General features: G+C 37.6%; 14 protein-coding genes. 4 read left to right on the top strand and 10 right to left on the bottom strand.

Features of this window, described 5'->3' with window-relative positions:
• Window positions 1-5 precede the first annotated feature (5 nt).
• A complete protein-coding gene (locus tag BM327_RS03595; RefSeq protein WP_090246425.1) occupies window positions 6-2,360 on the bottom strand; it encodes a TonB-dependent receptor plug domain-containing protein in 2,355 nt (784 codons plus the stop codon).
• A gap of 182 nt (window positions 2,361-2,542) precedes the next feature.
• On the opposite strand from BM327_RS03595, the gene BM327_RS03590 reads away from it, so the two are divergent.
• Window positions 2,543-2,833: a hypothetical protein gene (locus tag BM327_RS03590; RefSeq protein WP_090246423.1), complete on the top strand. Its 291-nt coding sequence runs from the start codon at window positions 2,543-2,545 to the stop codon at window positions 2,831-2,833.
• Between the two features lie 345 nt (window positions 2,834-3,178).
• Here the strand turns inward: BM327_RS03590 and BM327_RS03585 are convergent, their stop codons facing one another.
• Window positions 3,179-5,830: a PAS domain-containing protein gene (locus BM327_RS03585; protein WP_090246421.1), complete on the bottom strand. Its 2,652-nt coding sequence runs from the start codon at window positions 5,828-5,830 to the stop codon at window positions 3,179-3,181.
• Between the two features lie 77 nt (window positions 5,831-5,907).
• Window positions 5,908-7,380: a sodium:solute symporter gene (locus BM327_RS03580; protein WP_090246418.1), complete on the bottom strand. Its 1,473-nt coding sequence runs from the start codon at window positions 7,378-7,380 to the stop codon at window positions 5,908-5,910.
• Between the two features lie 153 nt (window positions 7,381-7,533).
• Here BM327_RS03580 and BM327_RS03575 point away from each other — a divergent pair, with 153 nt between their 5' ends.
• Entirely contained in the window at window positions 7,534-8,331 is a 798-nt protein-coding gene (locus BM327_RS03575) for a T9SS-dependent choice-of-anchor J family protein (protein WP_090246415.1), read from the top strand.
• A gap of 8 nt (window positions 8,332-8,339) precedes the next feature.
• On the opposite strand, the gene BM327_RS03570 is transcribed toward BM327_RS03575, so the two are convergent.
• Genes BM327_RS03570 through BM327_RS03540 form a run of 7 tightly spaced genes read right to left on the bottom strand, consistent with a single transcriptional unit; the run spans window position 8,340 to window position 14,926 of the window.
• The gene (locus tag BM327_RS03570; RefSeq protein WP_090246413.1) at window positions 8,340-8,765 is read right to left on the bottom strand and encodes a hypothetical protein; all 426 of its coding nucleotides are present in this window, start codon (window positions 8,763-8,765) and stop codon (window positions 8,340-8,342) included.
• Window positions 8,765-9,442 carry a hypothetical protein gene (locus BM327_RS03565; protein ID WP_139230230.1) on the bottom strand — a complete coding sequence of 226 codons (678 nt, stop codon included), beginning with the start codon at window positions 9,440-9,442 and terminating at the stop codon, window positions 8,765-8,767. The genes BM327_RS03570 and BM327_RS03565 overlap by 1 nt, the downstream gene beginning before the upstream one ends.
• Before the next feature lie 14 nt (window positions 9,443-9,456).
• Entirely contained in the window at window positions 9,457-10,131 is a 675-nt protein-coding gene (locus tag BM327_RS03560) for a GIN domain-containing protein (RefSeq protein ID WP_090246409.1), read from the bottom strand.
• A gap of 12 nt (window positions 10,132-10,143) precedes the next feature.
• The gene (locus tag BM327_RS03555) at window positions 10,144-11,004 is read right to left on the bottom strand and encodes a hydroxymethylglutaryl-CoA lyase (RefSeq protein ID WP_090246407.1); all 861 of its coding nucleotides are present in this window, start codon (window positions 11,002-11,004) and stop codon (window positions 10,144-10,146) included.
• A gap of 48 nt (window positions 11,005-11,052) precedes the next feature.
• Window positions 11,053-11,838 (bottom strand): DnaJ domain-containing protein, encoded by a 786-nt coding sequence (locus BM327_RS03550; RefSeq protein WP_090246405.1) that lies wholly within the window; start codon window positions 11,836-11,838, stop codon window positions 11,053-11,055.
• Window positions 11,828-12,829, bottom strand: a complete 1,002-nt coding sequence (locus BM327_RS03545) for a DUF4421 family protein (RefSeq protein WP_090246403.1) — start codon at window positions 12,827-12,829, stop codon at window positions 11,828-11,830. The genes BM327_RS03550 and BM327_RS03545 overlap by 11 nt, the downstream gene beginning before the upstream one ends.
• A 60-nt stretch (window positions 12,830-12,889) precedes the next feature.
• Complete coding sequence (locus tag BM327_RS03540; protein WP_170853660.1) at window positions 12,890-14,926, bottom strand: S9 family peptidase; 2,037 nt, start codon at window positions 14,924-14,926, stop codon at window positions 12,890-12,892.
• A gap of 121 nt (window positions 14,927-15,047) precedes the next feature.
• Here BM327_RS03540 and BM327_RS03535 point away from each other — a divergent pair, with 121 nt between their 5' ends.
• Together BM327_RS03535 and BM327_RS03530 are read left to right on the top strand one after the other, a co-directional pair.
• Window positions 15,048-15,815, top strand: coding sequence for a class I SAM-dependent methyltransferase (locus BM327_RS03535; protein ID WP_090246399.1), 768 nt, complete (start codon window positions 15,048-15,050; stop codon window positions 15,813-15,815).
• A gap of 55 nt (window positions 15,816-15,870) precedes the next feature.
• Entirely contained in the window at window positions 15,871-17,571 is a 1,701-nt protein-coding gene (locus BM327_RS03530) for a LamG-like jellyroll fold domain-containing protein (protein ID WP_090246397.1), read from the top strand.
• Window positions 17,572-17,648 lie beyond the last annotated feature (77 nt).

Below are 17,648 nucleotides of genomic sequence, written 5' to 3'. Positions count from 1 at the left end.
TTTATTTATTTTTTTGTGATGTAGTATCTCAATTTGAGATTGAAATTTCTTCCCGGTTTCTGGATTTTAAAATTGTCGTAAAGCTTACTGTCAAACAGGTTGTTGCAAGCGAGGGACAAGTTGTATTTTCCTTTTCCTCCGTTAAAAGTGATAGACAAGTTGTGCGCTATTTGTCGTGGGATAATGTTTTTAAATTCGGTAGCTCCTTGACTCGGCCACTTCAAATAAAATTCCTCCACAAATAAGCTGTGCCAGCGCAAGCTCACATGATTGCCCTTTTTTCCAAATTCCTTCGAATTGAAAGTGATGCTACCATTCCCAAAGAAGTAAGGGATGTTAGGGATTCTATCCAAATACAATGGATCGTCAAAACCAGCACTATATTGGTTAGTATTGAGCATGTTTTGGTAAGTACTGTTCAATTCAAGGTGCAGACGTTTTTTGTAGGTGTATTTAAAAGCTATTTCTAATCCGGTAACCTGAGCGCTCAATAAGTTTTGGTATTGAGAGGCAATACCAACAGCCACTCTTCGTATCATGTTTTGCGGAAGCCTGTAAATGAAACCAACTTCTCCCTGAAACTTATGTGTTTTTACTTGTTTACTACCGCCTAAACTCAGGTTGAAGTTTTGCGATTGCTCAGCGAGTAATTCATAGTTCCTTCTCAACAAGAGTCCGTCACCAAAAATTTCGTAACCTTCAGGCAAGCGATAAGCGTTTTCATAAGATGCTTTCACTTGCAGGTTTTTGCGAATGTGGTAAGTTGAAGCTGCTCCGTAGCCCGTATAATTTTGTTTGGCCTCTGATCGAATAAAATCCTCGTATTCAGATTCTGGATCTAGGTAAAGTACAGAACGTAACTGGAAAGATTTCACAAAGGCCGTACTTTCCCATTTTCCGTCCAAAAGGTTGAGGTTATAGGATAAGCCCATAAAGTTCTTTTGTAAAATGTTTGGGTTACTGAAAGGAACTTCGCTGTAGCTCAAAGTATCTTCACCTTGTCGTTGAAACCAAGAAAAAGTGTTGTTGAAAGTAAAGCTGTGCTTTTTGTTTAGTGCATAATCTACAGTACTGGTTACCAAGCTAGCTTTGTCATTAAAGGTGAAATAGCTTTTATACCAATTTAATTCACCCGAAGTGGCAGAGAAGTCCTTTTCTGTATAGTTTCCCGTCCAATCGTAAATACGTGAACTGGTGTCTACAGTAATGGCTTGCCTATCGCTATAGATGGCGGAAACCTTTAGGTCCAAACCTTTTAGCCACAAATCCTCCTTGGCGTATTTTAGGGTAGGGATGAAGGTGCGCTCTTGTGTAAATACGTGTCCTGCTACTTTGGTCATATTGGCTCCTTGCTGAATCTCTTTATAGGTTTGAGATGCGATGAATCCTATCAAAAGTCTATCTGCGTATTTTTTATTGACTACCCCCATTTCTAAAAGCCCAGTGGAACTCCTAAAGGCATCATTGAAACGTTGAATTCTTGTTGGCTCTTTGTCTATAGCACCCGTTAGAGGATTGGCCAAAAAGGCATCCATGAAATAGTTATTTTCGGAAGAAGTGTAAAAACCACTGGCATTGAGGATAAAGTTGTTTTTCGTGGTATGTCTTGCTACTAGTGCAGCTTTGTGCGTATTAAAAGAACCCAAACTGTAACTGGCATCAACAAAATCTTTGCTCTTGTTTTTGGTGACTATGTTAACAGCTCCTCCCAAAACGTCAGCACCCAAACGCACGGGAACAACGCCTTTGTACACTTCAATTCTGTCCAATAAATTTACAGGTACGATGTTAAGTCCGAAAGCTTGTCCCAAATAATCCGTTGGTAATCCATCAATAAAAAAGCGCACTTGTTTTCCTGTAAAACCATTTAAAGAAAAGCTAAAATCAGATCCTGTTCCCCCTGACTCTCTTACGCGAATGCCAGGTGTTCCATTTAAAACTTCATTTACATTTAAATTTAGGTTTTGTACAGGCTTTAAGTCTATGGCTGTGACATTATAGGCTTCTTGTTGGGTAATTTTGGTATCGGTTTCTGCACTTACAGTAACCCCTTCTATGTCTTTTATAGGTGTTAAATTAAAGGGGGAGAGTTGGGTAGTATCCTTTAGCAATTGAATGCGCGCCGTAAAGTTTTCATAACCAAAAGCGCTTACTTGTATAGTATATTCACCCGAATTGAGTCCATTTACTTCAAATGTTCCTGTAGCAGTGGTATATGCGCCTTTTCCATTGCCAAAATTTACCTTAGCATTTTCTATGACTTTCCCGTTTGCACTTACTTTTCCATAAACAGTGAGGTTTTGGGACAAGAGCGTGTTGGTGAAAACTAAGAAAAGGAAAACTCCTAAATAACGTAACATTTTTACAGCTAATTTTTTGTGCAAAGTAAGGGCTTGAATAGAGCAAGTGCAATACCTAGAGGTAGGTATTTAGAATTATTCTAAATAAATTGATCGTTCTTTTTTTTCGTTTAATACCCACGAGAATTGTAGGGTTGATTAGGCTTTAATCTTTATTTTTATAGCCCAGTAACAGCAGGGATATGAAACAGATTTTGTGCAAGTCATGTAAACAATGGTCAACGGATGAATTTAACTGTGAGCATTGTGGAAACCTATTAAATGAACACATTATACGCGAGGAGAAATACATTGCAAAGCATGGAATTCAAAAACCAAAACCTCCCGGAAAACTTGCTGTTTTTTTTGAAAAGACCCGTAATTCTAAAAATCCCTTTGTGCGTTTGTTGTACTACATTGTAATGGGGATATGGGGGATATATGTGGGCTTGGTAGTGTTCATGCTTTATTTGGCAATTGCAGCTTCTGCATGAGTATTTTAAGACACCCCCTTTTTCTGGCGTGCAACCTCTTGTACCTCTCTTATTACTTGCTTAAGCAAAGTGGCGTAGAATTGCCTTGGATGGTGCGGAATTATTTCTCAGATTTAGTTTGCCTTTTTTTAATCAACGCCTGGTCGCTTTGGATCATAAGAAAGGTCAAAGGTCAACCCCAATTAGAGCTTTCTGCCGCACAGGTATTCTTTAGTTTTTTGCTCTGTACAGTTTTGTTTGAATTCGTTTTACCAAATCAATATTCAAATATGTACACCCAAGATTATTGGGATGTTTTATGCTATTTTTTAGGGGCTTTACTTTATTATTTTTGGAGAAAAAGGGTTAGGCTTTTAATAAATAAACAGTGAACGACGTTCCTTTGCCTATTTCACTTTTAACCTCAATTTTCCCTTTCATCGCTTCTACCTGATTATGGGTGATAAATAACCCTATACCTCTTGCTTCGGCATGTTTGTGGAAGGTATTGTACATTCCAAATAGCTTATTTCTGTGTTTCTCCAAGTTAATGCCGAGGCCGTTGTCTGTGAATGTTATCGCTATATATCTGTCTAATTCCTCAGCGGAGATTTCTACATAGCTATCTTTTTTTACATCCCTGTATTTTAAAGCATTAGAAATGAAGTTAAAGAAGATGCTCTCTACATAGGCATTTATACCTTTAATGTAGTATTCTTTCTCTAGTTTGTTAAGGATACGAACATCGGCTTTTTCGGCGTTCATTCCCAAGTTATTGATGGAACTCTTCAGTACATGGTTGATGGTTATTTTAGTATAGTCGATGTTTTCACTACTTATCGTCAAAACTTCATTTAAATGTTCAACGGTATCAGAAAGTCCTTCTATAGATTGTACAAGGAATTTCAGTACTTTGTTTTCCGCTTCCTTTTTATTTTGGCGCACAAACAAGTTGATGAGTCCTGTTAGGTTATTGGTGTAGGTTTTTAAATTGTGCGATACGATATAAGCAAAATTAGAGAAACGCTCATTTTGCGTTTGTTTCAACTCTAAAAGCGTTTTTATCTGGGTTTGTGCTTCGTGTAGCTGACTAATGTCAACAGCAATACCTACGTAACCAATAATTTGCCCTTCTTCTCTGATAGGGTTTACGGTTAAAAGGACTTTAAACTCAGAGCCGTCTTTTCTAACATAGGTCCATTCTCTAGACTCAAAACCTACTTCATTGGCTACTACTACAAAAACATCATAGCCGTTTACAGGTCTATTGAATTCGCGGGTTAATTCAGCGCTACGGGCTTCCATCTCAGAAGCCTTGTGAATAATTTCCGGTGATCTTTTATGTAATACTTCCTCCTTTTTATAACCAAGTAAGTTTTCAGCACCTACATTAAACAAGTTTATTTTACCATCAGCATCTGTACCAATGATACTTACCTGGGTGCTACCGTTGACGATACTCTCCAATTTGGATAGGGTACTTCTCAAACTAATTTGGGCCTTTACCCTCGGCGTTATGTCCGTTATTTGCGAAATGAAATACAAAGGTGTTTTGTCCGCCTTTCTAACAACAGAAACGGAAAGTACGATGTAGATCATTTCACCATTTTTATGGAAATACCTTTTCTCCATTTGATAAGAATCTCTTTGGTTGTTCACCACTTCTTTGAGTAATGTTAAATCCTTATCTAAATCATCGGGATGGGTAATTTCTTGAAAAGTTAGATTTAGTAGAACTGAACGTTCATAGCCAAGCATCTCGCACAAACTATTGTTTACTTTGGTAAATGCACCTTCAGGTGAGACGATAGCCATTCCTATAGCCGCATTTTCAAAGTTATTTCTAAATGTTTCTTCCGAAATTCTTAATTGCTCTTCCGCTTTTTTTGCAACAGTTATATCTTGAGAATACATGGTTATCCCTCCAATCTCTCGATCTTTGTAATACCAAGGTTTTAATTCCCACTTAACCCATTGCTCAGTGCCATCAGCTCTAAGAAATAATTCTCCTTCGCTTTTTAAATGTTTTCCGCGTAAGGCTTCTTGATGGTCTCTTTTCCACTGCTCACCAATTTCGGGAAATACTTCATAGTGCGATTTTCCTATGATGTGATTATCCTTGATGTTGTAATCGGATATCCACTTTTCTGAGGCAGCAAGGTACTCTATGTTTTTATTGAACATGGCAATTGCAATAGGAGCTTGGTCCACAAAGCGCTTGTTTTGTTCACGGGCAATAATTTTATCCGTTATATCTTGATGAGAACCAACCATCCATTCTGGTTTGCCATCCTCTGTCCATGAAACCACTTTACCCTTATCGTGCACCCAAATCCAGTCCCCGTTTTTGTGTTTCATACGCGCTTCTACATCGTAGATGCGACTTTTCCCTTGAATATGTTCTTCTATGAGTTGATTGGAAAGTTCCAGATCATCTGGGTGACAAAATTTTATCCAAGTATCTATGCTGGTTACTCCGAGTTCTTCAAGGTTATAGCCAATGATATCGGCCCATTTTTCATTGAATACTGTTTCTCCCGTTTGTATGTTCCATTCCCAGGTTCCTATATCGGTTCCTTCTATAATAAACTTGTAACGCTCGAATTGTTGTTGCAGAACCAGTTGGTTTCGAGTATATTTTTCTTCGTTGTTAAATTCGGAATGCGCTCCAATCAGGTAACAAGTTCCATCCTCATGTGTAAAGTGTTTACAGTTAAGATGAAAATGCAATTTATTTTGTGCAGAGGTGATATAATTAATGCTTCCGCTTTTGTTCTCTTTGTTGTATTTGAAATATTCTATATAAGGAGCTAAAGCCGTTTTGTTAAGATTAATTTCTTTTAGCGCTTTATCAATTGCATTGATTTTTAAATAATCAAAACCAAACAATTTTATGAGTAGAGAAGATGCAAAAATGATTTCGTTTTTTTGAAGGTCATATATCCAATAACCGTCTATTCCAAAAGCATTTATAAAGGATAAATTCTCCTCGTTCCTTAATATAGGATGTGTAGTCATAGATTTTTTCTTCTAGCGAGGAGCAATTTAATAAAATCAAAGGTGGAATTATTAAAAAACATCGTCACATTTCAAAATTAATTTTGCTTACTAAACAATGAAGCTACATACAGGGCTGAATAACAAAGTAATCCGTTAATACCTAGTAATTCTGAACCGATTAAAAAATCACCGAAAATATCTTTTGAATGGTTCATCAGTACGATTAATGCCGTGGGTATACTTATACAAATTATCAACAATGCTGTAGCGTTTACTTTTCGCTTGCTTAAAATTCCGAAGAAGAACAATCCTAATAAAGGACCGTACGTATAGGAAGCCATCACAAACAATGTTCTTAAAACATTTTGTTCCTTGTAAATGTTCGCCAGGCAAATGGTGATAAAAATTAAAAGTGTGATACAGAGTTGAATAATCTTTCTGTAGCGCTGAGATTTGTTTTCCTCCAGTCGGTCTATTCTAAATAAATCCAGACTTACAGAGGTGGTTAAAGAGGTTAAAGCAGAGTCCGCACTAGAGTAAGCGGCAGCAATTAAACCTAATAAAAAGGTTATTCCTAATCCTGTACCCAATTCACCTTTTAAGGCGATAAGTGGGAACAAGCGATCATTGCGCTTGTCTGCCTCCATGGCGTTGAAAACTTCAAGTAATTCAGGACTCTCTTGAATGTACAGAAAAAGCATTCCTCCCAAAACCAAGAAAAGTAAATTGGAAAAGAATAAAATCACTGAGAAGCTCATCATATTTTTTTGTGCTTCCTTGATGTTTTTACAGGTTAAATTCTTTTGCATCATGTCTTGGTCTAAACCTGTCATTCCTAAGGTGATAAACATACCCGCCAGAATATACTTTAACCAATAGTTTTTTGCATTTCCATCCTCGCTTACAAACCAATCCATAGCACCTATTCCTTCCAAATGCTCCCAACTTTGCGCTGCACCAAATTGTTGCGAAATGAGGTAAATGCTTATCCCTAAAGCACCAAGCATAAAGGTGGTTTGTAAGGTGTCTGTCCAAACAATGGTTTTTATTCCACCGCGGTAGGTGTAGAGGTAAATCAAAACAAGGGTAATGAAAACCGTTACATAAAAACTCACCCCCATATCTTTGAAAACAAAGAATTGTAGTATGTCCGCCACTAAAAATAAACGTATAGATGCTCCGAGTATTCTTGAAATTATAAAAAATGCCGCGCCTGTTTTATGGGCTGTGTTTCCAAAACGTTCTCCCAAATAAGCATAGATGGAAGTAACGTTGAGGCGATAGTACAAAGGCATGAGTACAAAGGCTATTATGGCATAACCAATTAAGTAACCAATAACCATTTGCATATAACTAAACCCCAAACTGTCTACCTCTCCCGGCACAGAGATGAAGGTTACGCCAGACAAAGAAGCTCCTATCATTCCATAGGCTACCAAATACCATTTAGAATTTCTATCTCCCGAATAAAATGTAGAGTTTTTAGCTCCTTTGGAAGTGATAAATGAAATACTAATGAGTAAAACAAAGTATAGGGCTATAACCGTTAATATTAGGGTGCTCGACATCGTTTTTTTCTTTCAAAGATAAAGAAGGAGAGGTCTACATTTCGCTTGAGCTGCGAGAGTTATAAACATCCTTTTTTTACAATCTTTGTTAAAGAGTTGAGGGGAGTGCCCATGGGTATATGATACATCAGCAATTTTCCTATTTTTGTGACTATGAATAAAATTATGCTTTTTGCATCTTTGTTTGTAGTGCCTTTTGTTATGGGGCAAACAGAGGTTTTTAATGAAGATTTTCAACAAGGTGTACCATCAACTTGGACGATAGTTGATAACGATGGATTAACCGTAGACTCTTCGGTTGTAGAATTTGATGCGGCCTGGATTACGTATACAGAAGATAGTTTGTATGCAGACACTGTTGCAGCAAGTACTTCTTATTTTGATCCCATTGATAGGGCAGACCGTTGGTTAATAACACCTCCAATTAATTTAGGAGCCTATGGGAATATTCTAAATTGGGAGGCTATGTCTGCTGATCCTTCTTTCCCGGATGATTATAAAGTATTGATATCTACGACAGATAACAACATCAGTTCATTTACCGATACACTTATTTTGGTAAATAATGAAGTGCCTTATTGGTTAGAAAGAGAAGTGAATTTATCTGATAATGGTTACAACGATCAGGCTGTTTACCTTGCTTTCGTGAATACAACTTTCAATGGATTTAAGTTGTTTATTGACGATGTTAAAGTGAGGATAGATGATCCTTTAAGTATAGAAAATGAAAAGCTTGTAGCGTTAACCGTTTTTCCTAATCCAACTTCAGATATGATGTATATCTCTAGCTCGAAAGCAGTTAATTTTTCAGTAATTAACCTAGAAGGGCAGGTAGTGATAGAGCCTCAAATTGGAACTGAGTGTTCAATGGCACATTTACCACAAGGAGTATACTTCTTGCAGTATGAGGTGAATGGATCGTATGGAGTTGAAAGAATCGTGAAGCAATAAGAGGTGCCCTAATAAGGCATAGAAAAAGGAATGATATGAATGGATGCATCTTTAGAAGATGTGTCCATTTTTTTTGGATAAAAACGAATCTCATCTTTGCTAAATAGAGTGATTTGATAAGACTTTCTATCCCCATTGAAATCTAGGGTTAAAAGCGTGTCTGAGGGGTTAATGGATAGGGCATAAGTACCTTTCTTTCCCGTGCTCACATCTAGGTTGTTTTTAGGGTGTAAAAATACATAGCCCGTATTGTAAAATATCAAAGTGTTAAAGTTCGGGTGCTCTGCGTCCAATCGTTCACTGTGCTGATCCACCTCCCAAACTTTGGAATTGTCATCGTGTAAAAACTCAAGGGGCAGTATAGGTTTTAACTCACTCTCGTGTATGCAGGCTCCAAGAAAAATAGGGAGTAGTAATAGACTCAATTTACGCATTAAAACATCAATTTATTTTTACGAATACGCTCCTCAAAAAATGCTTTGGCGTTCTTTTTCATTTCGGGTGTCTCTATAGGTCCATACAAATCGGCCAAAGCTTCAACCAAGTGGTATTTACCTTCTTGGTATTGTAAGAGTACGTCGTAACGTTGATAAGTACCGTCTAGATTATCAACCAATGAAACAACTAAATCATCAAAACCACTCGGATTGTGACGTTTTTCAACCAAGTAACCTTGCACGTTGTTCATGCTAACTAATCTTCCATTTTCTCGGATGAAAAACAATAAACGACGTATGGGGTAGTCGTTCACACCTGCCTTTACTTGAAGTAAAAAGCCGTTCTCCAAACTAATCTTGTCTGAGTAAGTATAGAAAGCAAAATTCTCAGGAGAGCACAAAGACATTCCCTTTTTCCTTTCATCGGGATGAAGGGTATCGTAACAAATATTGATTTCGTTCAGCAAAGCCATTTCTATGCTGTCTTGAAAGGTCTTGTTTTCGAAGGTAGATGAAATTTCTACCTTGTTTTCAGAACTGTTTGCTGTAGCGGTTTTGGGTGCTGTTATGTCTTTCGAAATAGCTGTGTTAGGCGTGTCATCCACCTTAGTTTTAGAGGTGTCTTCATTGGAACAAGCACTTATTGCAATACTTAACATGATTATTTCTAACATTTTATTATTCAATATCATAGCTGAACTACTTTACCTCCAAGTTTTATGGTTTTATTTACTTCTGGATTTCCTTTGTAGTTGATTTCTCCACCACTTACAATTTTAGCATCGAGGTAATTTATGGCATGACAAATAATCTCTCCACCAAACTTAATTTCTGCTTTAACTTTCTTGGCTTCCAGGAAAGATGCGGCTATGTAGCCACCTGTTGCGATAGATAAGTCTAAATGGTCAGTTTTTCCTTTTAAACTTATAGATCCTCCTTGTTTTACATTCGCTTCTATCCAATTTGCATTAGAATTTACTTCTATCGTTCCTCCTGCAAAAACTTCTAGTGTCAATTTATCTCCATTAAGGTTAAGGCTTTTACTACCGGTTACAATTGCACCTTGGTGCGCGCTAATTTGTTTCAAGCCTTTGGAGTAAATTGCCATTTCTATGTTTAAATCAACTAAAGTGGAACCCAAGTATTTAATAATTAACTCATCTCCTTTGTAAACTAACTCAAGTTTGTCTATATCAAAGTCATTGCCTTTGTTAATGATTTCTATATAGTTAGAGTCACTCGCATAAAGTGTAGCTTCCATACGTCCGCTGATCTTTAGCTTAGAGAAATCTGTTAATTTTTTAGTTTGTGCTTGTATTCCAAAGCCTATGCTTAATAATGCAAAAAGGAAAAAAAGTTTCATCGAAAGTTTATTTTAAACGGGAAATACTTGTAAACTGAGGTCTAGACTGTCTCTAAAAGCATCTAAATCTAAACCTGTTTCTATGCCGTGTTTATCGAACCAATGCAACATACCTTCTGTAGGCATGTTTCCAGTTAAATCATCTTTGGCCATAGGACAACCACCAAAACCTTTAATGGCTCCATCGTAACGTCTACATCCTGCTTCATATGCGCTTTTCACTTTTTCTGTATACTCGGTTGGAGTAGAGTGTAAGTGTGCTCCAAATTCTACTTCTGGAAGCGCTGGAATTAGAGTGGTAAATAATTGGGTGATAATTTCAGGATTGGCAACGCCTATGGTATCTGACAAGGCTAAAATATTAATGCCTAACTCTTTGTAGAGACGCTCCGACCAACGGGTAACTAATTCTGGTGACCAAGCATCTCCGTAAGGATTTCCAAAGCCCATGCTTATGTATACCACAAGTTCTTTTTTCGCCTTTTGGGTGATGTTGACAATTTCTTCTAAACGTCCTAAACTTTCTTCTATGCTTGCGTTGGTGTTACGCTGTTGAAACGTTTCAGAGATGGAAAAAGGGTAACCGAGGTAATCTATCTCTTCGAATTGAGAAGCATCCGTTGCACCTCTTTTGTTGGCAACGATGGCCAAGAGTTTAGACTGTGTTTGAGATAAATCAAGTTGCTTTAATACCTCAGCCGTATCGCGCATCTGAGGAATGGCTTTTGGGCTTACAAAACTTCCGAAATCTATGGTGTCAAAACCTACCTTTAAAAGTTGGTTAATGTACTTTACCTTAAGTTCTGTGGGTATAAAATCGTGTAACCCTTGCATGGCGTCTCTCGGACACTCAATTACTTTTAATTTATCCATGCCCTAAATATAAGTAAACTGCCCGATTTTAACGACCAAAAAGATGCTTTATGCGTAACGTTTCTCTAATATTTCGTACGCTTTTTGAATTTCTATAAATCTATCTTGAGCTATACTGATTTCTAGTTCAGAAGCGTCGGTTAAACGATCGGGATGATGAATTTTAACCAATTTTCTATACGCCTTTTTGATTTTGGCAAAATCTTCTGTCGGTTGAATTTCTAATATCTTAAAAACAAGGTTGTTGTTGGTTTGAGTTGATCTGTGTTGAGTTTTCGTGTTTTGTTTTCTTTTCTGCTCTTCTTTTTGCTGATAGCTACCAATGATGGCCTCAAAGTGATGTCCAATTTTTAAACCTCTTGTAAAGGTGTGGAGGTACTTCATTTCTTTGGGGGATATTTCTCCATCCTGAAAACACATGCCAGCTATAAAATAGGCGATGTTTAATCGTTGATTTTCATTAGGGTAGTGCTTGTTGATCCATTTTACAATGCTCGCCGACTTTAAAGGCATTTTGGTGGTTGCAGCGAAAGAATTTTGAAATTCGTAGGCCGTTTCAAAGTAGTTAAACTTTTTAAGGTAGTCGTACAGGTATTTTTGCTTTTCTCTGTACCCCTCATGTTGAAGTTTCATCACGTTGTAGGATAGAGCGATGAGTATTTCAATAAAATTTTCTTTTGATTTACCGAAGCTTAAAGGTATTTCTCCTTTGGTCCAGAAGCTACTCTCGTAATAGTTTTTTCCCCATAATACTGCGAGCATGAGGAACAAAATAAATACAACGGTTTGAACAGTGTCAATTTCTAGTAGTAAGGTGTTGATATTAAGCGTCATCTTTTTTTCTCTTCTTGTATTTAAAGCGATATCCGCCGGTTAAGGTAAAAGAATAATAAGATTGTCTATAACTTAATTGATTGAAGCGTATGCGTTTGTTGTTGTATTGTGCGTTAAGCATCACAAACCAATCATCTACATTATAGCCTCCTTTAAGGTTAATATCTACACGAGGGGAGAGTCCGATAAAACCACGAGCAACTTTATCAGCACTAAAGAATTTGGTCTGTAAAACTCCTCCTACACCGGCCCAGCCTCCATATTGCCAACCGTTGATATTGTTTACATAAGCAAAACCGGGTACAGCCCCCATGTCTATGGAACTTAAATTTTGTGCTCTGTATACAGAAACAGTAGTATCAAAAAACTGATAAGGTAATATATGTTCTGGATCTGAAACACCGTGTACATCTATGGTAGGTTTAACATAGAAGGAATGTGCTTGTGCTGTATATCTTCCAGCAATTCCCATGGCGGGTTTGACTTTAAATTCTGGATTAAAAAATTTCCACGCAGCAATGGAAATGGATGAATTTTGTGTGGAGTTTTGAAGTTTGTTATTCGAATGCTGATTGCCTAAACTTGCATCAATGTTTGCAGCATTTTTTATGGCAAAACCTCTGTAAGTGTTAAGGTTTCCGTTAAAAAACCAGCCTTTCCAAGGGAAGGAAGCACTTAAGTCGAGGTATTCTGTTTTACCAAATTTATCTGTATTTCTCAAATAGCCCGGAAGCTTGAAACGCAAATTAAAACTGATCCATTTATAGGTCATTCCAATACCAGCAATAGCATTGAGGTTGGGTCTGAAATTAATGCGATCAATTTCCTGATTGAATTCTGACTTTAAGGAAAAAGGAGCGGTTCTAAATCCCATACTTGGGTGCACAATTATTCTGTCTTTGTGCATTTCATAAGGCAACTCTTGGGCACGAACAAAAAGGCTCACCAGTAAGCTCAATGTAATCGCTAATATTCCTCCTCCTTTTTTCACCGTCCACAAAAGTAAAGTAGGAGGAATTAACCTCCTAATAATCTTTATTTAATCTTGCGACTAAAGTAAATTTTCTTCTTTAAGCAGGTAGGCGTAGTTTTTAGCAATCTCTTTACGCTCTGTAGAACGACCACTTCCACCACTGTGTCCTGCATCCATGTTACAATCGAAAATCAAAGTATTATCATCTTGCTTTAACTCGCGTAGTTTCGCTATCCATTTTAAGGGTTCCCAATACTGTACTTGACTGTCGTGGTAACCCGTGGAAACAAACATAGAAGGGTAGTGCATGGCTTGTACGTTATCGTAAGGAGAATAGCTCAGCATGTATTGGTAATAATCTTCTTCCTTAGGATTTCCCCATTCTTCAAATTCTCCAACTGTCAACGGAATGCTCTCATCAAGCATAGTGGTCACCACATCAACAAAAGGAACTTGTGCGATGATGCCTTTAAATAGGTAAGGAGCCATATTGGCAATCCCTCCCATGAGCATACCACCGGCAGAACCACCTTGCGCGTACAATCCGTCGGGTTTACAGAAGTTGTTGCGCTTTAAATGTTCTGCACAATTAATAAAATCAGTAAAGGTGTTTTTCTTCTTTAACCATTTTCCGTCTTGGTACCATTTTTCTCCCATGTATTTTCCTCCGCGAATGTGGGCAATGGCAAATACAAAACCTCTTTCTAATAAACTTAATCTATATGCACTAAATGTTGTAGGTATCGTTATTCCATAAGAACCATAAGCATAAAGAAGTAAGGGGGCTTTAGCGAAATCTAGGTCTTTTTTATACACCAATGAAATTGGAATTTTTGTGCCATCATTGGCCAAGGCCCAAGTTCTGTGAGAGCTGTAATCTTCTGATTTAAAATCGGGGTTGGGAAGGGCTTTTACAAAATGTATATTCTCCTGGTGAGTGCGCATATTGTAGGCTATAACACTTGGAGGGGTGGTCATTGAATTGTAGCTGTAGTATAAAACATCACTGTTGAAATCTTCGTTTACAAATAAGGCAATGCTGTAGCATTCTTCGTTGAGTGCTATCTTGTGTGAAGATTTATCCTTCCAGTGGATGATGTTTAAACTCCTCAATCCATTTTCTCGAGAAACCACCACTACGTAATCTTTAAACACACTAAATTCTTCCAATAAAACCTCTTGTTTGTGTGTCAGAATTATTTCGTAGTTATTTCCTTTCGAGGGGTGTTGTGCAAAATACCTGAGTTCATTGTTGAGCGCATCTTTGTTCGAAAGCACTAAAAAACCTGTTCCGAAAGATTCCACTTCATATAAATGATCTTTTTCTTTTTCAAAGAAAACTTCTGGATGTTGCTCCGGTGTATTGGCGTCTATGAAATAAGTTTCAGATCGCGTAGAAGAGTAGAGGTTGATTTGTATATATCTATTGTCTTTTGTTTTGGCAATAAAGACATAAAAACGTTCATCCAATTCCTCAAAAACTAGTTTGTCTTGGCTTACCGGACTTCCTATTTTGTGTCTGTACACCTGAAATTCACGCAGAGTTTCAGGATCTTTTTTAACGTAAAACACGTGCTCATTATCATTGGCCCAAACCACACTTCCGTCAGTGTTTTCTAAAGCGTCTTTTAGAAATTCATTGGTAGTATTGTTTCTAAAAGTGATTTTATATTGACGTCTTCCCACTGTATCTTCAGCTAAAGCCAATAATTCATTGTTGGGTGAAGGAAGCCACGAGGCTAAATTGTAATAACTATGGCCCTTTGCTCTTTCATTCTCATCCAAAAACAAGAATTTTTGTTCTCCTTCTAAACGATAAAACATAGGGTAGTCCTTATCCGCTAAATTTTCGCGTTGGTACCAATTTCCTTCCATTAAAAAGGGTGCCCCTTTGTCATTCGGGTCTATATTCTTTTCGAATTCCTGAAGAATTTTCTCCTGTAACTCTTGGGTATCTTCGAAATACGTGTTAGCATAAGCATTTTCTGCATTGATGTAGGCCAATACCTCTGCATTGTCTCGCTGATTCATCCAGAAATAATGATCTGTTCTTGTATGACCATTTGTGGTAATTTCATGTGCCTCTTTACGTGCGATTGGTGCTTTGCTTTTCATCGTATTTTCCATTTTTGCGAATGTAGAAAAAATGAGAGATTTCCTGCTTTTTATTCGCTATTGCTTTAAACTGTCGCGCAAGTTTATATTTTTGTGAGGCTTTGCAATAATTAAGAACAACATGAAAAAACTATATAAGTACTTACTCAATAAATTACCACGTCCATTATTGATACGTTTGAGTTATCCTTTTAAGATGGTAGCGCCCTTATTATACAAGGGAAACAAGGTGGAATGTCCGGTCTGTGAGAAGAGCTTTAGTAAGTTTTTATCGTATGGTTCTAATGTTGCACACAGAGAAAATGTGCTTTGTCCTTACGACCTTACCCTAGAACGTCACCGTTTAATGTGGTTATATCTTAAAAATGAGAGCAACTTTTTTACCGATGACTTAAAGGTATTGCACATTGCTCCTGAACAATGTTTTCACAGTAGGTTCAAAAAGCAAAAGAACTTAGATTACCTTACGGGAGATTTGGTTTCTCCTATAGCTGATATGCACTTTGATTTGCACCAAATTCCTTTAGAGGATAACCGTTTTGATGTTGTTTTCTGTAATCACGTTTTGGAGCATGTTGATGATGCAAAGCAGTGTATGCGTGAGTTGCACCGTGTTATGAAACCTGGTGGTTGGGGTATAATGCAGGTACCGCAAGACATCAATAGAGAAAAAACTTACGAAGATCCAAGTATCACTTCTCCGGAAGAAAGAGAAAAGCATTTCTGGCAAAAAGACCACGTACGTTTGTTTGCTTTAGATTATCCAGATTGGTTAAGAGAAGCCGGATTTAAAGTGGAGGAATACGACCCAACAAAGCATTTCGCCATGGAAAAAATTGAACGTATGCGTATTAGTCCGACCGAATTACTTTACGTAGTATCTAAATAAATTTCGACTTTTTTCATCTGTTTATTTTCACTAATTTGTGTGAAAATAAACAACTATGAAACTGAAAAACCGAATACTCCTAACTTGCCTGTTTTTGGGCAGTTTAAGTCACGCTCAGGTCGGTCTAGACTTCGATGGAAGTAACGATTACGTGAATTGTGGTACCAATAGTTCCACTGCCATTACGGGTAATGCCCTTACAGTAGAAGCTTGGGTGAAAGCGGGTTCCTTTGGATCTGCCTCCACGAGTAATGCAATCGTAAACCGTATCAACAATACCTTTCAAGACAATGATGGTTTTGCCTTGAGCTTGGGGAATAATGGCGTGGTAACCGCAGAAATAGGTTACGGAACAACTACCTTTCCCTATGCCGTGCAACACAGTACGAGCGCCAACGAAGTTTCGCTGAATACCTGGACCCACGTTGCCATGACTTTTGATGGAAGTTTCTTAAAGATTTATGTGGACGGTGTGTTGTCTACCTCAACTACTGCAGATTATCCAATGACGGCTTCTACACAACCGTTAGCCATAGGGTATAGGCCACAATACAATCAAAGTTATTTTGATGGAATTATCGATGAAGTAAGGGTGTGGAATACGGTTAGAACACAGGCCGAAATTGTGCAATCCATGAATACAGGAGCTTGTTTACAGAGTCCAACAGGTTTGCAAGCTTATTATTCCTTCGAGCAAGGTACTCCTCAAGGAGGAAATGCATCCCAAGTGAACTTAACCGATGACAGTGGGAATGGGAATAGTGGTGTTTTGAATAATTTTGCCCTTTTAGGAGCTACTTCTAATTACGTTGGTGGGGCAACGGTTTCTGGAGATGTGAATTACTATTTATTGGAAAGTTCTTGTTTGAGTTATACTTCTCCATCTGGACAGGTTTGGACAACCTCAGGTGTCTACTATGATACGTTGCCATCGGCTACAGGTTGTGGTGATACTGTTTATCTAATTAACTTAACTGTGGGGAGTGGGAATTCTTCCGCTACGGTAGTAGAAACAAGTTGTGGAGATTATACGAGCAATTCTGGTGTGACCTATACGAGTTCAGGAATGTATACAGAAAACCTCCAAACCGTAGGTGGATGTGATTCAACCTTAACCCTAGATCTAACCATATTATCAGAATCCTCAAGTTCATTGAATGCTTCTGCCTGTGATTCTTATACCTCTCCCTCTGGTCAGGTCTATCTCTCCCCAGGAACCTACACAGATACAATACCTAATACTTCTGGTTGTGATTCTATTATTACCATAGATTTGATTTTTACCCCTGCGGAAGCCCTTGTTTCGCAAAATGAAATCACACTAACATCTGTGAATAATGGAAGTGGGTATCAATGGGTAGATTGTGATAATAATTATGCACCAATTTCAGGAGAAACAGCAGCAACTTTTACTGCAACTTCTAATGGGAATTATGCCTTAATATTAACCAATAGTGATAATTGTTCTGATACCTCTGCGTGCTTTTCGATTTCTACGATAGGTCTAGAAGATGAAGAATTGTTAGGTGTTGAACTTTACCCGAACCCAAATAAAGGAACATTTCAGTTAGACTTAGGAAAAAAGGTTGAGAAAATAGGACTTACAATCACCGCCGTAAACGGAAAGGTGGTTTATGCCAATGTTTTTGTAAATACGGAGGAAATAAATATTGAACAGACTTTTGAACGTGGATTTTATTTTGTGACCTTGACTAGGGAAGTAAGAAAGCAGACTCTTAAAATGATTGTGGAATAATCTAAAATTTGATCATAAAAAAAGGGAGGCGTAGGAACCTCCCTTTTTTGTGCTCTATAACTATTATGAACTTTAAC

It is taken from the genome of Lishizhenia tianjinensis, from assembly GCF_900116425.1.
Classification (GTDB): Bacteria; Bacteroidota; Bacteroidia; order Flavobacteriales_D; family Crocinitomicaceae; genus Lishizhenia; species Lishizhenia tianjinensis.
This window is presented reverse-complemented; position numbering and strand designations above follow the sequence as displayed.

Bases quoted from the DNA above. Each gene is read 5' to 3' on its own strand.
- BM327_RS03595 (WP_090246425.1), bottom strand. From the start codon at position 2,360: ATGTTACGTTATTTAGGAGTTTTCCTTTTCTTAGTTTTCACCAACACG.
- BM327_RS03580 (WP_090246418.1), bottom strand. From the start codon at position 7,380: ATGTCGAGCACCCTAATATTAACGGTTATAGCCCTATACTTTGTTTTA.
- BM327_RS03565 (WP_139230230.1), bottom strand. From the start codon at position 9,442: ATGTTAGAAATAATCATGTTAAGTATTGCAATAAGTGCTTGTTCCAAT.
- BM327_RS03575 (WP_090246415.1), top strand. From the start codon at position 7,534: ATGAATAAAATTATGCTTTTTGCATCTTTGTTTGTAGTGCCTTTTGTT.
- BM327_RS03550 (WP_090246405.1), bottom strand. From the start codon at position 11,838: ATGACGCTTAATATCAACACCTTACTACTAGAAATTGACACTGTTCAA.
- BM327_RS03560 (WP_090246409.1), bottom strand. From the start codon at position 10,131: ATGAAACTTTTTTTCCTTTTTGCATTATTAAGCATAGGCTTTGGAATA.
- BM327_RS03535 (WP_090246399.1), top strand. From the start codon at position 15,048: ATGAAAAAACTATATAAGTACTTACTCAATAAATTACCACGTCCATTA.
- BM327_RS03585 (WP_090246421.1), bottom strand. From the start codon at position 5,830: ATGACTACACATCCTATATTAAGGAACGAGGAGAATTTATCCTTTATA.
- BM327_RS03590 (WP_090246423.1), top strand. From the start codon at position 2,543: ATGAAACAGATTTTGTGCAAGTCATGTAAACAATGGTCAACGGATGAA.
- BM327_RS03555 (WP_090246407.1), bottom strand. From the start codon at position 11,004: ATGGATAAATTAAAAGTAATTGAGTGTCCGAGAGACGCCATGCAAGGG.
- BM327_RS03530 (WP_090246397.1), top strand. From the start codon at position 15,871: ATGAAACTGAAAAACCGAATACTCCTAACTTGCCTGTTTTTGGGCAGT.
- BM327_RS03540 (WP_170853660.1), bottom strand. From the start codon at position 14,926: ATGAAAAGCAAAGCACCAATCGCACGTAAAGAGGCACATGAAATTACC.
- BM327_RS03570 (WP_090246413.1), bottom strand. From the start codon at position 8,765: ATGCGTAAATTGAGTCTATTACTACTCCCTATTTTTCTTGGAGCCTGC.